General features: G+C 50.0%; 13 protein-coding genes and 2 tRNA genes. 7 read left to right on the top strand and 8 right to left on the bottom strand.

The window, feature by feature from the left end; all coding sequences use genetic code 11:
- Nucleotides 1–556: 556 nt before the first annotated feature.
- Both ACYVAM_RS26620 and ACYVAM_RS26615 read left to right on the top strand, forming a co-directional pair.
- Nucleotides 557–1,285, top strand: a complete 729-nt coding sequence (locus ACYVAM_RS26620; protein WP_461072803.1) for a DUF72 domain-containing protein — start codon at nucleotides 557–559, stop codon at nucleotides 1,283–1,285.
- 339 nt (nucleotides 1,286–1,624) lie between these two features.
- The gene (locus tag ACYVAM_RS26615) at nucleotides 1,625–2,518 is read left to right on the top strand and encodes a YihY/virulence factor BrkB family protein (protein ID WP_461072931.1); all 894 of its coding nucleotides are present in this window, start codon (nucleotides 1,625–1,627) and stop codon (nucleotides 2,516–2,518) included.
- Between the two features lie 438 nt (nucleotides 2,519–2,956).
- Here the strand turns inward: ACYVAM_RS26615 and ACYVAM_RS26610 are convergent, their stop codons facing one another.
- Together ACYVAM_RS26610 and ACYVAM_RS26605 are read right to left on the bottom strand one after the other, a co-directional pair.
- Nucleotides 2,957–3,871, bottom strand: coding sequence for a DUF808 domain-containing protein (locus ACYVAM_RS26610; RefSeq protein WP_461072801.1), 915 nt, complete (start codon nucleotides 3,869–3,871; stop codon nucleotides 2,957–2,959).
- A 674-nt stretch (nucleotides 3,872–4,545) separates the two neighbouring features.
- Nucleotides 4,546–4,627 (bottom strand) — tRNA-Leu (locus ACYVAM_RS26605).
- 151 nt (nucleotides 4,628–4,778) lie between these two features.
- On the opposite strand from ACYVAM_RS26605, the gene ACYVAM_RS26600 reads away from it, so the two are divergent.
- Entirely contained in the window at nucleotides 4,779–5,186 is a 408-nt protein-coding gene (locus ACYVAM_RS26600) for a DUF3127 domain-containing protein (RefSeq protein WP_461072799.1), read from the top strand.
- 44 nt (nucleotides 5,187–5,230) lie between these two features.
- Here ACYVAM_RS26600 and ACYVAM_RS26595 read toward each other — a convergent pair.
- Nucleotides 5,231–5,303: transfer RNA gene (locus ACYVAM_RS26595), tRNA-Lys, on the bottom strand.
- A 54-nt stretch (nucleotides 5,304–5,357) separates the two neighbouring features.
- On the opposite strand from ACYVAM_RS26595, the gene ACYVAM_RS26590 reads away from it, so the two are divergent.
- A complete protein-coding gene (locus ACYVAM_RS26590) occupies nucleotides 5,358–6,101 on the top strand; it encodes a hypothetical protein (RefSeq protein WP_461072797.1) in 744 nt (247 codons plus the stop codon).
- 108 nt (nucleotides 6,102–6,209) lie between these two features.
- On the opposite strand, the gene ACYVAM_RS26585 is transcribed toward ACYVAM_RS26590, so the two are convergent.
- Nucleotides 6,210–7,019: an SDR family oxidoreductase gene (locus ACYVAM_RS26585; protein WP_461072795.1), complete on the bottom strand. Its 810-nt coding sequence runs from the start codon at nucleotides 7,017–7,019 to the stop codon at nucleotides 6,210–6,212.
- 246 nt (nucleotides 7,020–7,265) lie between these two features.
- Nucleotides 7,266–7,451 carry a hypothetical protein gene (locus ACYVAM_RS26580; RefSeq protein ID WP_461072793.1) on the bottom strand — a complete coding sequence of 62 codons (186 nt, stop codon included), beginning with the start codon at nucleotides 7,449–7,451 and terminating at the stop codon, nucleotides 7,266–7,268.
- Between the two features lie 270 nt (nucleotides 7,452–7,721).
- On the opposite strand from ACYVAM_RS26580, the gene ACYVAM_RS26575 reads away from it, so the two are divergent.
- Nucleotides 7,722–9,356: a S41 family peptidase gene (locus tag ACYVAM_RS26575; protein ID WP_461072791.1), complete on the top strand. Its 1,635-nt coding sequence runs from the start codon at nucleotides 7,722–7,724 to the stop codon at nucleotides 9,354–9,356.
- A gap of 132 nt (nucleotides 9,357–9,488) precedes the next feature.
- Here the strand turns inward: ACYVAM_RS26575 and ACYVAM_RS26570 are convergent, their stop codons facing one another.
- Entirely contained in the window at nucleotides 9,489–11,747 is a 2,259-nt protein-coding gene (locus ACYVAM_RS26570; RefSeq protein WP_461072789.1) for a gliding motility-associated C-terminal domain-containing protein, read from the bottom strand.
- 68 nt (nucleotides 11,748–11,815) lie between these two features.
- Between ACYVAM_RS26570 and rlmD the strand changes: the two genes are divergently transcribed.
- Nucleotides 11,816–13,261: a 23S rRNA (uracil(1939)-C(5))-methyltransferase RlmD gene (gene rlmD / locus ACYVAM_RS26565; RefSeq protein ID WP_461072787.1), complete on the top strand. Its 1,446-nt coding sequence runs from the start codon at nucleotides 11,816–11,818 to the stop codon at nucleotides 13,259–13,261.
- A gap of 147 nt (nucleotides 13,262–13,408) precedes the next feature.
- Here the strand turns inward: rlmD and ACYVAM_RS26560 are convergent, their stop codons facing one another.
- Both ACYVAM_RS26560 and ACYVAM_RS26555 read right to left on the bottom strand, forming a co-directional pair.
- Nucleotides 13,409–14,242 carry a polysaccharide deacetylase family protein gene (locus ACYVAM_RS26560; RefSeq protein WP_461072785.1) on the bottom strand — a complete coding sequence of 278 codons (834 nt, stop codon included), beginning with the start codon at nucleotides 14,240–14,242 and terminating at the stop codon, nucleotides 13,409–13,411.
- A gap of 76 nt (nucleotides 14,243–14,318) precedes the next feature.
- Nucleotides 14,319–15,308, bottom strand: a complete 990-nt coding sequence (locus ACYVAM_RS26555) for a helix-hairpin-helix domain-containing protein (RefSeq protein WP_461072783.1) — start codon at nucleotides 15,306–15,308, stop codon at nucleotides 14,319–14,321.
- A 125-nt stretch (nucleotides 15,309–15,433) separates the two neighbouring features.
- On the opposite strand from ACYVAM_RS26555, the gene ACYVAM_RS26550 reads away from it, so the two are divergent.
- Nucleotides 15,434–16,942, top strand: coding sequence for a glycine--tRNA ligase (locus ACYVAM_RS26550; RefSeq protein ID WP_461072781.1), 1,509 nt, complete (start codon nucleotides 15,434–15,436; stop codon nucleotides 16,940–16,942).
- The last annotated feature ends 52 nt before the right edge of the window (nucleotides 16,943–16,994 follow it).

Below are 16,994 nucleotides of genomic sequence, written 5' to 3'. Positions count from 1 at the left end.
TGGTTTCTTCCCAGCCCTTAAACCTAAAGGCCGGAGCGGACTACTACAGGATCGATTCGCTCACTTTAAGTTGTACTTATCCATTCAATCAGTTAGGGCCTATCTGTGCAAACAACTGGCGACTGTACTCGTTTGACAACCTGAAGAGTCTAAACCAACTTAACGCGATGAAAAAGATAATCCTAGGTAGCGCTTTACTGTTGAGCCTGATCAGCTTTCGTTTGCAAGCCCAATCAACGGCATCAGGCAGCAGCAATACGGGTAACGGTACATCGGGATCAACGCCCGCCCAGAATGGCTCCACGGGCCCGACTGTGTCCAGCAGTTCTGCTGGTAAATCTACCAGCGGTGTTAATCGTAAAAGCTCAGGTTCAACAACGCCAAGTAATTCAAAGCGCACAACCGGGAGTAGCCGTGAGATGAAAAAGAGTAAGACAAGTCGCACTGCTCCAACTTCCTCGACTAGTAACTAGAGCCCGTGATTAACTCTCATTGCTTAACGACTAATCTTCGATTAAAGCAACAACGCAAACTAGTGGCTCGTTAACAGGCATTCATGCATAGCCATACCAAAGTGGGTACCTGCGGCTTTACGGGCGCAAAAAACGAGTATGCTCAGCACTTCTCCTGCGTCGAGGTACAGCAGACTTTCTATCAACCCCCACGGGTTGCTACCCTGGAGCGATGGCGGTCCCAGGTGCCGACTCACTTTGAGTTTACGCTCAAAGCCTGGCAGCTGATTACGCACCAGGCCAAAAGCCCAACCTATAAGCGCTTGACAATACATCTTTCTGAGCAGCAGCGATCAGAGGCTGGCTTTTTCAAACCCACGACTATTGTTAACCAAGCCTGGCAACTTACTCTGGAGAGCGCTAAAGCATTAAGGGCGACCACCGTTCTGTTTCAGTGTCCCGCCAGCTTTACCCAGACAGCCGAACACATTCGCCATCTGGTTGACTTCTTCAGCCAGATTGAACGAGCCGGTTTGCGCTTATGTTGGGAGCCTCGTGGACCATGGGACCAGGCGGTAGTCAAAGACCTCTGCCATGATCTTGACTTATGGCATGTAGTTGATCCTTTTGCCCAGGCGACCATGACCCCTGAGAAGTGCTACTTTCGACTGCATGGGCGGCAGGGCTGGCGGTATCAGTATGAACCACAGGAATTAGCTGAATTCGTAGAGTTGTTGCCGCCGGATCAACCGGCTTACGTTTTCTTCAACAATGTCCATATGCGCCAGGATGCCCTTGTGTTACAAGGTTTACTGAACTCGACGCCTGCCTGAAATGCTTTAAACGGCACTCACCTGTCGACTTAAAGCATCCAATCGACTTTTTATCGGGGCCCGGCTTAAATCAAAAAAGTAACAAGTAGCCTATGTCCAGGTTATACGTAGGGATGCAACTACTTGTTGATCTAAATCATCGCTTGCCAAGCCAACGTCGGCTTATCCACTCCTTCGATGTTTACGCGTATGAGTACTCTATTAGCCCGCTTCTACAACCGGTTATTTGCCAACTCCATCCAACCACCATTGCCTATGGCCAAACCAATCGACGACCAGGCCGACAAAAGCTTCCTGGCTAGCGGAAAGACTATAATAAGCGACTCATTCAATGGCTTTATGGATGATCGGGGTCTGAAGTTAAGTGCTGCACTGGCTTATTACACCATCTTTTCGCTGGCCCCTCTACTGGTGCTGATCATCTCCTTGGTGAGTGTGTTTCTGGGCCAGGAAGCGGCTCAAGGTCAGATTTTTGGCCAGATTAATGGGTTAGTCGGTAACGAAGCGGCCAAACAAATTCAGGATATGATCAAGAATGTTAGCCTGTCGGGTAAAACCAATTCGGCCCTGGCTATTGGCATTGTCACCTTATTGATTGGTGCTACCGGTCTCTTTGGCGAAATTCAGGATTCGGTCAATCTGATCTGGCGCGTCAAAGCCAAACCCGAAAAGGGATGGCTCAAGCTGATCAAGGATCGGCTGTTATCCTCTTCGCTTATTGTTAGCCTGGGCTTTTTATTAATGGTCTCCCTGGTAGTCAATGGACTGGTGCTCGCATTGAGCGATCAGTTAACGCGTTTCCTGCCTGGCCTAAGTGTCTATTTGATCAGCGGGCTTAATTTCATGATTAGTACGGCCGTTATTACGGTTTTGTTCGCCGTCATTTTCAAAGTGCTGCCTGACGCCAAAATTGCCTGGAAAGACGTCCGCTGGGGTGCCCTGTTTACCGCTTGCCTGTTCATGATTGGTCGGTACGCCATTGGCCTCTACATCGACACGACCGCCACCAGTTCGGCCTACGGTGCTGCTGGTTCGCTGATCGTTATCTTGACCTGGATCTATTATACAGCGGCTATTCTTTATTTCGGGGCTGAGTTTACGCTGGCTTATGCCAATCATTTCGGAGTCAAGATTGAGCCTGCCGAACATGCCGTCTATGTTGAGCAAACCGAACGGGAGCGGGAAGTAAAGGCCATTCCAACAGCACAGAAAGTAGACAAGAATCGGCAGTGATCAGCCGCCATTCGTATGCTACGGATAAAAGTTAACAGGTATCAAAACAGGCCGGCCAATTAAACACCCGTTTCTACGAGATAAGCGCTCAAACTCTCTGCCGTCTTTGACACTTGATGGAAAGAGTCCGGTTCGCTGGTTCGATCAAATTACGATCTCGTAAATCAACGTTTCATTTTGATGGCTATCGATGAGTTTTCGATACAACTGAATCAATAGTCATTCAAGTAGCTACTGCATTGTTGGCAATTAAGAATAACGAACAATGACCTAAAGGGAATCTGCAATTCCAAAAAACCAAATATACCTAACAAGAGTAGTGGTTTACTCTCTTTAGAGTACAAATCAATTTATACTTAAGTCCGTCTAAAAAACGCGTCGATAAGTGAATGCTGCCTTTTAATAACTGTCAAATGCAGTCAGTTGTATCGTCTTGGGCTATAAAAAGGCCCTCTTGACAAACGCAACAAGCTTCTCGATGATAAACCCTACAATGAGCCCGGCAACTCCGCAGGCCAGGGCTTTGGCAAACCAGGCTACGACTGGCATGGAAGACAAGCCCTCTTCTAAATCATGGAGTAAATGAGCGGTAAACGCAATGCCATGCGCTATGATTTCGGCACCTACCCAAAGCATGGCGGCTGTACCTACATAACCCAGCCAACTCAAGAAATGAGGCATAAATTTTACTATACTGCGGCCTACTTTCTGAATAGCGGGAGGGTATTTGCCGCCAGCCAGGTGCAGCCCCATATCATCGGCTTTAACAATCAAGCCAACAAATCCATAAACGGCCACCGTGATAAAAAAGGCTACCGCCACCATCACCACCATCTGGTTCACAATCGGTTGGGCAGTTACCTGGCTATACGCAATGGCCATAATTTCGGCCGACAAAATAATATCTGTGCGAACGGCGCTACCCACTCGTTGCTTCTCCAGTTCCTCGGGTGTAATCTCTTTTAAGGGCTCCCGTTCAAACTGCTCATCGGAGGGATGGCTAAACAGGGAATGAACCTTTTCGTAGCCTTCAAAACATAAATAAGCACCCCCGACCATTAAAATAGGGGTGATAGCCCAAGGAGCAAAGTAGCCCAGCAATAGAGCCGCTGGACCTAAAATGAGGAGTTTATTGATCAGCGATTTTTTGGCAATCTGATAAATAATAGCCAGTTCCCGGGATGGATCGAGCCCTACCACATACTTGGGTGTAACCGCTGTATCATCAATGACAATACCTGACACTTTTCCGGTTGTTTTTGCTACTTGAGCAGGCACATCATCTAAACTGGCAGCGCTTGCTTTTATCAAGGCCGAAACATCATCTAATAAAGCAAAAAATCCTGAAGGCATCGTCTACAAGTTGGTTATTACTACATTCTGGACTTGCTATATTTTACTGGATATGGCCTTAAAATCATTTATCATATTGCCCAGTGAAAGGCAGTAAGTTGTTTCCTGGCAATTACCATTCTAATGGTAGCGTTTTTGATCCTTAACTCAGCAGTATTTATTGCTTTAGTGCAATATATGGCTCAACTCTATTCGTTCAACTAAAACCTTCTTGAGCAGGTCGCAAATTCAATAACTAGTCGAAAGCTCCTTCTGGCCTACCGGACACGCGATGCCTACTGGAACCGCCTAAAAATTACTACAGTAACACCTGTAGCTAACCGTTTTTTACGACGCTTCCTGGCTTATCCACTTGTAAAGTAGATTCGTTCTGGTATCAATCGGCTTACTAATTGGGTAAGTCACGTCAATTACCAGATGCTTCTTTCCAGGCTGATGACATACATTGATTAAACTAAGTACTAGCGAATTCTACAACCAAACACATCGGAAAGTTAGCACGAGATCACTTGAACGACTGTACGGTTTGACCTCACGCGGTACGCAATGTAACCCATTATAGTATTTAAGATGAAATGATTGGCCGATAAAAGTGAAATGCAAGCCGCCAGGCAAACCAGAAACAAAAAAGCACTTACCGTTACGTGTAAGTGCTTGATTTATAATTAACTAGGTGACCATGGGGAGATTCGAACTCCCAAGCCTTGCAGCACCACCCCCTCAAGATGGCGTGTCTACCAATTTCACCACATGGCCATTTCTTTAATGTGGGTGCAAATGTAGTAATCCCATTATAGTATGCCAAATGTAAGCCGAAAACTTTTGCTTTTTTCGTAGAAGATGGCCCAAAAACGGGCAAAAATTCGTACTTTTATCCTTCTAAATCACGTTTAAAAGTCCAAGTAGTATGGCACTGGAATTAGTCGGAAAACTCATAAAAGTTCTGCCCGAAGTATCGGGACAGAGCCAAAAAGGTCCCTGGAGCAAGCAGGAGTTCGTCCTTGAGACACTGGATGCATCATACCCTAAAAAAGTATGTTTAACCGCCTGGGGCGATAAAGTAGCGGATCTGAAACAGTTTGCTACTGGCGATACGCTCAAAGCGACGTTCAGTGCCGAGTCTCGCGAATACAACGAACGGTGGTACACTGAACTGCGTGCTTTCCGCATCGAACTCACCGAGGGCGATGGTAGTGCAGCACCCGCCCCCCGGTCGGCACCCGCCCAGCAGGCACGTCCGGCTCAGCAAAGTCAGCCAGCAGCGATGTCGTTTAATTCGGCCTTCGAAGAAGAAAGCAACGATCTGCCATTCTGATATGGTCAACATGAAAAAAGCCGCTAGAAGCGGCTTTTTTTACGTGATCCGGCTGGGATTCGAACCCAGGACCCATACATTAAAAGTGTATTGCTCTACCAGCTGAGCTACCAAATCGGATAAACAATATCCCTATAAGTGGGGCGTTGTTTTTTATTGTGGTGCAAAATTATGGCCTTATTTCATTCATTCCAAGCCATTCCTCTTAAAATAAGCCTATTTTTTTGTTTTTTGTCAGGACTCGCTGAGGCACAGATAGTTTCGTCAGACTCACTCCGGCGGGCTGATTCGCTCTTTTCGGCAGGTGATCAGGTGAACGCGGCCCGGATATACGAAATGGCCCTGGCCGAAGGCCATACCGCTACCGATCCGATGCTGTTGAAGCTGGCTAGTGCTTACGAAAGACAAAATGATGTGCCCCGGCTTCTCTATTATTTGGATGTTTATTTTGAACGCCACCCCGACGACGTCGTGCTGCGCCGGATGAATGACATTGCCAGGGCCAATAATCTGAGTGGCTACGAAACGGACGACCTGAATTACTTTTATCTTTTCTACCGAAAATATGGCCTGTATGTGCTGCTGTTTCTCTTGATTCCGGCAGGCTACGTATTTACGGTACTGGTGCTCAAATCGTTCCGGAAACAAACAATTCTAACGCGGCAAAAATGGGTCATTTTCGCTTACCTACTATTACTGCTCGTCTTTACGAATTTGCCGGAAGGTATACAATCAGGCATTATCAGTCATGACCGGGTTCTCCTTCGAACCGACCCGTCTGCTGCGGCTCCCGTTGTTGAAGTAATTGGCCGTGGTAATAAGGTAAGTATTCTGGGTACCAAAGATATTTACCTGCGGATTCTCTGGCGCAATAATCTCTACTTTATCCGGCGGGATAACGTCTGGATTATTTAGCGAGTGAATGAGCGGGCAAACTCGCCAACTATTTTTTCACTCATTCACTCCGGTCCGACGGTTCGGCGGTCCGACGCTTCGGCGGCCGTCCGCGGCTGTGGTCCGATCTTACTTTTTTAGAGGGGAATCCTTTTCTTTCGCCAGGGTGTTGTAGACCAGTTTGTCCATCAGGCTGGGTAACCATTTGTTCAGGAATACGGTAACCTTGCCCTGTGTGGTTAGCACCAATTCGCGTTTGCGATTTTTTACCGCCCGTAGAATATGGTCGGCGCACTCCTCGGCAGTCATCATGTTGCCCTCATCACGCATGGTCTCGCCTTTGGCCTGCCCATGCGCGTCCAGCGCTGAAAACCGAATATTCGAGGCTGTGAAACCCGGACAGGCCGTTAGTACGTGCACCCCCGTATGCAGCAACTCGGTCCGAACGGCTTCCAGAAAGCCGTTCATGGCAAACTTTGAGGCCGAATACCCACTTCGTACCGGCAGCCCCCGATAGCCTGCTATCGACGAAATGCCGACAATCGACCCCTTGGCTTGCTGAATATAAGGGAGCGCATAGCGGGTGGCATATACGGTGCCCATGAAATTGATGTCCATTAAGGTGCGAATAACAGCGGGTTCGGTGTCGATCAGCATGGAGCGATGTGACATGCCTGCATTATTGATCAGGATGTCAAGCTGGCCAAAATGGGCTACTGTCTGTTCTATGAGGTTTTTGACATCGGTTTCAACGCTGACATCAGCGGTCAGGGCGAAGACATTGATGCCCGCCTGCCGTAATTCGTCGCTGACTACTTGAAGCGCATCAGCTTTACGGGCACAGATAACAACACGGGCACCTTCACGCCCAAAAGCAAAGGCCATGGCCCGACCGATGCCCGACGAAGCACCGGTAATGAGTACTACTTTATCTTTCATAATTGCAGCCGCGAAGATAGAGAATTAGACAATACCGGGCTGATGATTGAGGAGCCAGTTCACGGAACAATGAGCGGTGTCGTACAAAACGGCATCGCCCATTGTTCCGTGACTTGTCTCTAACGAGTTCGGATAACACAAATGGAGCGTTTGGCGCAATAAAAGGACGCGTGGGAAGACGATCATGTTGAGGAGCTAACCTAATCAGATCATGGGGGAACGATCAACCCTTCTTGCCCATTGGCCTTACGGATTTTCCTCTCGAACAATCTCGAGTATTTCTTCAGCCAGCGTTTGAATTCGTTGCTGAACCACTGGCAATGGCTGCCCCGTTTCTTTCGCGATCCGCTCCGCTTCAAGCTGTTCAAGTACCCGTAAATGGGCCTGGTTTACCAGTAGCAACTCCTTTAATTGAAGTATATCCAGATGCATGCATTGGCTGATTTAGTTCACAGGCCGCAAGTTAAAAGAGTGAGCGAAAATATAGCACTCACCTTACGCTTCGGTTTTTGCCTCAACCAGGAGCGTTTGTTGACAATAAGTAACGCACGATGACAAGTCCATTTTAACAATGAATAGCGCTCAGGCGAAAGCCAGGCAGGGTGAGCCCGAAGGGATTTCTTTTAACATACTTTAACCCATCCTGAGTAGTACCCATAAGGCACGATGCCTAAGTTTGGGGCTATAGCCAAACCCCAGCGTATGCGCCATTTGTTCATCTTATTCCTGCTCTCCTCATCAGCACTCGCTCAGCCCTTAACCCACACCCAGACCATAGTGACCATTGGGAAGGTATGGGGATTTCTCAAATATTATCATCCCCAGGTAGCTACCCGAAAAGTCGATTGGGATGGCCAGCTCATCCAACTCCTGGATGAATCAGCGACCATCCACTCTAAACCTGAATTGTCTGCCCGACTGTTGAGCTGGATCGACCAGTTAGGCCCGATTAAGCCCTGTTCGCGTTGCTCAGCGCCCGATTCAGGGAGCTTTACCCGAAACCTGGATTTAAGCTGGCTGGCCGATTCGTCACTTTTCAGCCCGGCCCTCTGCCAGCAACTGACGTTTATTGCCGCCAATCGAAACCAACGGCCCAATAAGTATGTACACTGGGACTCGTTTCGGAATCGATTAGCGTTTTCCGAATCGGACTATGCCGGGATGGCCTTGCCTGGCTTGTCGTACCGGCTGTTGGGCCTGATTCGCTACTGGACTATTATCGACTACTTCCATCCCACTAAATATGCCATGGCTCAACCCTGGGATGAGGTGTTGACCCAATTTGTTCCCCGTTTCCAACAGGCTGCCGATACGCTAAGTTATCAACACGTTTTGCTGCAGCTAATTAGTGCGACCCATGACGGCCATGCCCAGCTAATCGTTCCTCCAGCGTATCGACTTCCCTGGACCAAACCGTTTTTATTTCCACCCTTTGAGTATCGGTTACTGAATGACTCGCTGCTGGTGACTGGCTATCTCAATGACTCGCTATGCCAACGCGATGACATTCGCCGGGGGGACCGCCTGATTCGACTAGGTGATCGTTCGATTACTGAACTCATCGATCAGCGTACGCCAGACTTTTCGGGTTCGAATCGTTCAGCGCTGATTCGACAGATTTTACCGGTCATGCTCACCGGCTCACAGCCAATGTTCGACGTTGAGTTCATCCGCGATGGTCAACGAATTCGTAAAACGATGCATCGGTATGCGTTCGAGCGTTTTGGCTATCGCCCGCAGTTGTCCACCCAATCAAAAACCGTTCCCCCCACGATTGGATATGTCGACCTGGGCAAGCTCGTGGTAAGCGAGGTTAAGCAGGTCATGAAGCAATACCGAAACCGTCAGGGGATCATTTTCGATGTGCGGTCCTATCCAAAAGGGTCCTTTCAGAGAATTTGTGCGTATCTAAATCCGGAACCCAGAGGATTTGCGCGCTATACCAAACCGGATCTGTCTTTCCCTGGCTTGTTCAGGCTGAGTGCCGTGCAGCATGTTGGGCGAAAAAACGCGGATTACTACCGGGGCAAAGTCGCCATCCTCTGTAACGGATATACGCAGAGCGCAGCAGAATCGACCTGTATGGCGTTGCGAACGGCTCCCCGCGCCAGGATTATTGGTACCCAATCGGCCGGTGCCAACGGTGATGTAAGCTATGTCTCTTTTCCGGGTGGGTATCAAACCCGCTTCAGTGGCCGGGGTGTTTATACGCTGGATGGGCAGTTAATTCTTGGTCCAGGCGTCCCCATTGATATAGACGCAACACCCAGTGCTGCTGATTACCTGACCGGCACGGATCGGGCCTTACAAGCGGCCATCGATTGGATCAGTCAATAGTTGCCCCTAATGAAATTGGATAGTATCGATTTTGTGTTGCCTTATTTGGTGTATGAAAACCCTTGTTTTTGTTATACATTATGTGGTCCTTGGCATAGAGATGACAAGGCAACACTAATGAGTAAGAGCCCCTTATCGGATGATCGTTACCGTTCCCTTTAAGGTTCGCTTCGACGTCGTGAGCAAATAATAGTAGGTGCCGGATGGCGCGTCTGTACCGTACCAGCGGAATTTTGGATCCGCAGACTTGAAGACCGTTTGCCCCCAGCGATTCGCTACCTCGATGGATGTAAACTGCTCGTCGCAGGAATTTTCGGGGAGGTTGCTAACGGCGAAAAAGTCATTTATGCCGTCGCCGTTTGGCGTGAAGACATTCGGGATCTTTATGTCAGCGTTGAACGATGGATTTTTAACGGTAAACGTAACTGTGGTAACAGCCAGGTGATTGGGCTGGCAGGAGCGGTCATCGGCCATGAAATCCACAACAAAGGTTGCTTCGGCTTTCCCCGACATCAACGCGCAGGTAGGTTTCCAGGCAAAGGGCGATTGAAGGGTCGGCAGGCCAAACTTGTCGGTAAAGGTCATACCCGTAGCTTTGACATCGAATCCACGTCCAACTGCGGTTAATCGTAGCGTGTCGCGGTCCGGGTCATTGCCCAACACGTCGAACGCCGTACGGCCTGCTGAATCGCTGGGGCTGACGACTAACTCGATGGTTTGCTGAGCAAGCGTCGTTCGCACACTTGGCGGTTGACTGGGCAGGCCGATGGCGGCCAGATTCACCGTCACCGTATCGCGCAGGTTTCGATTACAGCGGGTGTCGGTCACGATAAAGTCGACCAGATAGGCTGCCTGAGTGGCCTGCGTACAGGTGGGTCTCCAGACGAACGGTTGCGAAACTTTACCCACGCCTGACGCCGAACCGAAACTCATGCCTGCCTGGGCCAGCGTAAAGCCCCGGCCAACGGCCTGAATGGTCACGTTATCATTATCGATGTCGGTGCCAAAGGCGTTGAAGGTTAACGATGTTCCGACACTGACATTAGCTTTGTTGTTCGGCAAATCGGTTGCTGCCAGCGGTTTGTTGTTGGCCGAAGGAATAATGTTCAGGCGAACACTGAGCGTATCGCTTAAGCCTTGTGGACACCCGTCGTCCGTGGCCCGAAGGAGCAATGTAACCGGTGTACCATTGCCGCCCACGCATCGACCAAAGCAAAACTTGACCTGCAGCGTATCGTGATTAGTTCGGGTAGCCAGTTCGCCGGGGGCGAGGGTCAGGCCGGGCAGCGAGCCACTCATGTTCGATACCGTGATGCGCTGGCTTGGGTCAATATCGGTGACAAATAAGGTCAGGCAATTGGTGTCTTTTTCGGCAATGGTCATCACCGTTCCCTGTTTATAAAACTCTTTCTGACCGTCGGGACGGAAAAGAAGTTTGGGCGCATTATTCTTGGGGCAGTCAAGTACCAGGACCTGATAATCACGTCGGACGCGACCAATGGCTTTTCTGGCCCGATATTCAACTACTTCGACGGAGAAAACAAACAGCCCCGCCTGGCTGGGGGTTACACTGAGCAAACCCGACTGCGGATTAATGCGCAGAGGGGCCGTTCCGGGAATTTCATTGGCCACAGAGATGCCATTGCTCCAGCGTACGGTTGGATAAGGACCCGGTGTAAAATAGGGGTTTCCAAAGGATGAGCCCGCGCCGGGATTAGGAACACCCGTCGTGCTGAAGCCATTGTACGGAGTTACCAATGAATAAGCCAAACTGTCATTGTCGGCATCTTTCGCGCTAAAATCGAGTGTAAATGGCTGACCGATGCAGGCATAGTCGCCTTTGGGAATCGTAAAGGTCGGGGATGAATTGACAACGCGGGTCTGGCCCGAAACGATGGCCGGGAACTCCAGATAAAAGGTTGATCCGGCTGCTCCTGGATTCTCGATGTTGGTAATCGTACCATTGCGGCAGCACCGTTCCCAGGTCATATAATAGCCACCGGCATCGTTGAAGACGTTCGGGTCGAGGGTGATGTCCAAACTGTGCCTGATCAGGCGGGTGCTCAATACACTGGCATTCGTGCAGGCGGGTTTAGTGTAGGCAACAAACTCACTGCTGATTCGGTTGAGAGGGACATAGCCAATGAGTTGATTGGTCCGTTTGGCGAAAACGCCCACCGAGACGAGTCCATCATCGGCTCCCGGATTTCCATTTACATTATCAAAGTACAAATTGAGAATAATGCGGTGGGTATAGGCGCCCTGCGTGCCGAGGTAGCGAAGTTCAAGTTCGCCACCAACAATATGCGTTGCCTGGGCCAACTGGCTCATAACCAATAGCGAACAGGTCAACAAAAGAGGCAATAAAAAAGAACGGTACAAATTCGGCATAAGCAGAAATAGGTCAATATAGGGTCTGTCCGAAAACGACTGCTTAAATTAGCGGTTTTTTAGGACTTATGCGTAGGAAGATTCATAAAACACCCGAACGGTTGGCAGGCGTTCGAATTGATACCGTAGCCGCCGAAGGGAAGTGCATCGTGCGTACTGATGAAGGCGTCATTTTCGTTGAAAATCCAACCGGAGGACCCGGTGTTGCGCCCGGCGACGTAGTCGACCTTCGTATAACCAATTCCAAAAAACAATACCGGGAAGCGGTTGCCGAGCGCATTCATGAATGGTCGTCATTGCGGGCAGAACCCTTCTGCGAGCATTTTGGCACCTGTGGCGGCTGCAAATGGCAACACATTCAATACCCCGAACAACTGAGCTTTAAACACCAGCAGGTGGTCGATCACCTGACGCGTATTGGCAAAGTGGCTTTGCCCACGATACGGCCCATTATGGCCGCTCACCCAACCCGGTACTACCGGAATAAACTCGAATTTACGTGTGCGGAAGGCCGTTGGATGACCTCGACCGAAGTACGAACCGACGAACCCATCGACCAGCGCGCGGTTGGTTTTCACGTGCCCGGCCGGTTCGACAAGGTGCTGCCAATTCATCACTGCTACCTTCAGCCCGACCCGTCCAATGCCATCCGGCTGGCCGTGACGGATTATGTGTATCAGAATGGAATGACGTTGTATAATCTGAAAGTACATACCGGTTATCTGCGGACGCTCATTATCCGTACTGCCGATACTACCCAGCAGGTCATGGTAACGTTGCAGGTGGCGCAGGACAATCCGGAACTACTCAGCGGATTGATGAATCATCTGTTGGTACTGTTTCCGCAGATCACGTCGCTGAATTACATCCTGAATACAAAGAAAAACGATAGTTATCAGGATCAGGAGGTCATCAATTGGGCCGGAAAACCGTATATCGAAGAGCAGATGGACGCCGGTGACGACCGACCACTTACGTTCCGGGTTGGGCCTAAATCGTTCTATCAAACCAATGCCCAGCAGGCCTATAATCTGTATAAAGTTGCTCGTGAATTCGCCGGTTTGACGGGGCAGGAGCGGGTCTATGATCTATACACAGGCACGGGCACGATAGCGCTTTTTGTGGCTCGTCTGGCAAAGCATGTGGTGGGTGTCGAGTATGTCGAAGCATCGGTGGCTGATGCCCGCGTCAACGCCGAGGTGAACGGGATTACCAACACGACTTTCGTGGCGGGAGATATGAAGGACATTCTGACGGATGACTTTTTTGCGCAGCACGGCCGCCCCGATGTTGTGATCACCGATCCACCCCGAGCCGGTATGGATGAAGCCGTAACGCGTCAGCTCCTGAAGGCGGCTCCCGAACGAATTGTGTATGTGAGCTGTAACACGGCCACCCAGGCTCGCGATCTGGGTATTTTAGACGAAGGCTATATCGTTACGGGTGTGCAACCAGTCGATATGTTTCCGCATACGCACCATGTCGAAAATGTTGTGGTGTTGACGAGACGATAAGTCAGCTAGTTATAATAATTGCCTTTCTGTCATGGCAACGCAGAAACAATCTTCGGGTACTGTAAATATCATCCGAACATTGCTTCTGCGTCGCCATGACAAAACTGCCAACATGCAAACGTGCGGACAGCTTCAACGGAGTTTGTTCTATTTCGAATTAGCAGTCGACGGGTGGCTTTGCTTCCATTGCGCAACGTAGTTCATCGCTTCGTCGAAAGTCGTTACCCAATAGGTCTTTTTATGATTCGCCAGGTATTCGGCCAGTTTTTTATGTTCCGCAGCCGATACGGCAATCCATTGACTGCCAACGCCATGAAAGAGATAAACGCCTAGTCCACCCTGTTGGGCCGCTTTTTCCGCATAGGTAATTAAGTCAGCAGCGGTATGTTCCGGTTGCACAGCCAGCGAAGGCACCTGCAGGAGATCGAGGGTCTCAAAATTAGTGACGACGGCATTGGCGTCGCCAACCATACGTCCATAACTGACCAAACCTGACCGACGCAATGTGTCCAGGTACGAAACGCCCCCCGCCGTCGTATCACCACAGGGAAAGGCGAACGTACGTTTGGTTTTCTTCCCATCCAGCAAATACAACTGCGTGTTCATAGATTGAACTTCCTTTAGCACTCGGTCGAAGGTGTAATTATCCAGCGCCCAGACTGGTTTCCAGCCCTTTGCTGCCAGACAAGGGTGAAACAGTGTGTGGTTGGCCAGTTCATGACCTTGTTGGGCCGCTTGTCTCCATTTTTCGGTGGCGTTGTCGTCGGCTAGTGAGTTTAGAAAAAAAGTGCCCTTTAATCGTACCGAGTTCAGGACTGGGATTGCCTGTTCGAGTTGGCTGCTCATGGCATCGTCATAGGTCAGGCAAATGGCGGCTTTGGCTCCATTGGGCCATGTCAGGCGCTGTGCCCAGCTTTGGCCTGACAAACAAAGCAACAGATTGATAAGTAGAACGGGTGTATAACGTATGGAATGTGTCATGGATTTTGGTCAGTAAGGGCTTGAATCCATTAAGCAGTTGCTGATCTGATTTTACCATTGATGACCTAAAAACATATTAGAATTCAAGATACGGGGCTAACTTTTCAATCGTTTTCGCATCCAGAATGCGGATGGGTTTCAGCGACTCTATCGATGTATAGGCGCCATGTTGTTCGCGGTAGTTCACGATGATCTGCGCCTGCCGACGGGATAAAAAAGGATGCCGGTCCAGCTCTTCCGCCGAAGCGGTATTCACGGGAATCTTGCGCACCGATGAGCGAATCTTGCCGAATGTTTGTAATTCATTCAGCGCCAGTGAGTCGAGGCCATAGATGTCGCGAAACTGTTCCGTAGAGATAAAGCCGCCGAGTGCATCCCGGAATTTTACGATACGACCAGCCAACGTAGCGCCAATCCCTTTCAGCGCAATCAATTGAGCCGTGTCAGCCGTGTTGATATCAAACGGTTGAAGAGCGGGCTTCGCAGGTCGTTCGGGGTAGGTGGGGCGGTCGTTGGTTTTGTAAGGCTGATTCGGGAAGGGTTTGTTCGCCGTAAATCGGTCGTTTTTAAATTGGGTTGATCGGGGCGTTTCCTTCAGGGTGATGTAGGGTTCGAGTTGATCATACAGATCAGGCGGGAAATCGTAAATTTTGAGAAGATCTTCTTTTCGCCGAAACTGGCCGCCCTTGCTGCGGTATTTGTCAATACGCTCGGCCATCCAGCGCGGCACACCCAACTGCTGCCAACCGGCCACGCTGATCGTATTCGGGTCGAAATTGACGAGTTTAGGTTCGCTGAATCGTTCGGCCGTGGTTTTCTCTTTCTCGCCCCGATCCGCAAATTGCGGTTGTTTAGCCTCTTCGGATTGCATCAGCGCAACCAGACTGTCCAGTTTACGCTGATCGGCTGCCGAGGTGTCAACAGGCGTTCCATCGGACACGAGCCGGTAAACAAACGGAATAAGCAGGCACAAGATCGTCAGGAAAAGCAGGACAAGAAATCCTCTTGTTTCCTTATGAGAGAAACCAAAATAATCGCGGATAAGGGCTTGAAAGCGGCTGAACATGCCCCTTAGACGGAAGATAGTAGCGGATGTAACTCACGAACTGGGCCGTTAAGCAGGATGTCGTATCATGATTTAGAACAGGGAAGTGTGCACTTGCGCATAAAAACGTATTTTTGCGCCCACGTATGAATACTCCAGAAACGCCAGCACCCGGCGCACCCGCCACATCGCTGCAAGACATTATCGCCCACGCCAAAGAATATGGCTTCGTTTTTCCATCATCCGAAATCTACGATGGGCTGCAAGCCGTGTATGACTACGGTCAGAATGGCGTTGAATTAAAGAATAACCTTAAAACGCTGTGGTGGAAAGCCATGACGCAACTGCACGACAACGTTGTCGGGATTGATGCGTCGATCTTTATGCACCCGCTGACGTGGAAAGCATCGGGTCACGTGGATTCGTTCAACGACCCCATGATCGACAACCGCGACTCCAAAAAACGCTACCGTGCCGACCAACTGCTGGAACTCAAAGCCGAGGCCTACGCCAACGCCGGTGATGAAGCCAAAAGCACGGCCCTCCTGCAGGAAATGGGTCGCTTACTGGGCGACAATGATCTGGAAGGTGTTCGCAATCTGATTATCGCCGAAGGCATTAAAGATCCCGTGTCGGGTACCGATAACTGGACCGAAGTTCGGCAGTTTAACCTGATGTTCTCGACGCAGGTCGGTTCGCTGGCCGAGGACGCCAGTCTGATTTACCTTCGTCCGGAAACAGCACAGGGGATCTTTGTCAACTTCCTGAACGTGCAGAAAACGGGCCGGATGAAAGTTCCGTTTGGCATTGCACAGATCGGTAAGGCGTTTCGGAACGAGATCGTAGCCCGGCAATTCACCTTCCGGATGCGGGAGTTCGAACAAATGGAAATGCAGTTTTTCGTGCGGCCCGGAACCGAAATGCAGTGGTACGAAACCTGGCGTGATGCCCGGATGAAGTTCCACCAGGCGGTTGGCCTGCCCGCCGATAAACTCAAGTTTCACATCCACGAAAAACTGGCGCACTACGCCAATGCGGCCGTCGATATTGAATACAAGTTTCCGTTCGGATTCCGCGAAATGGAAGGGATTCACTCACGCACCGATTTCGACCTGAAAGCACACCAGGAACTGAGCCGCAAAAAGCAGCAGTATTTCGACAATGAGGTTGATCCTGCTACTGGTAAACCGTACGGTAACTACATTCCGTATGTGGTTGAAACGTCGGTTGGGGCTGACCGCCTGTTTCTGGCCGTTTTCTGTAATGCGTTTACGAAAGAGACCGTTGGTGAAGGTGACCAGCAAAAAGAGCGGACTTATTTGAAATTGCATCCGGCTTTGGCACCAATCAAGGCGGCCGTGTTCCCGCTCGTTCGGAAAGATGGATTGCCCGAAAAAGCGGAAGAAATCGTCAAAAGTCTGCGTTCGGAGTTTCGGGTGGTTTATGAAGAGCGCGATGCCATTGGTAAGCGCTATACCCGGCAGGATCTGATCGGTACGCCATTCTGTATTGCGGTCGATTACCAGACCCTGGAAGACAATACCGTAACGGTGCGTTACCGCGATACAACCGAACAAATCCGGATTCCGATCAGCGAACTGAAAGCCATGATCGGGCAGGAAGTGTCGATGGAGCGGGTTTTGGAAAAGATGTAATGTCAATAAACACATAGGTACAAAAAAGCCCCGCAGTAATCTGTGGGGCTTT

It is taken from the genome of Spirosoma horti (assembly GCF_054776595.1).
Note: the sequence above shows the minus strand (reverse complement) of the source record. Positions and strands in the feature narration are given on the sequence as shown.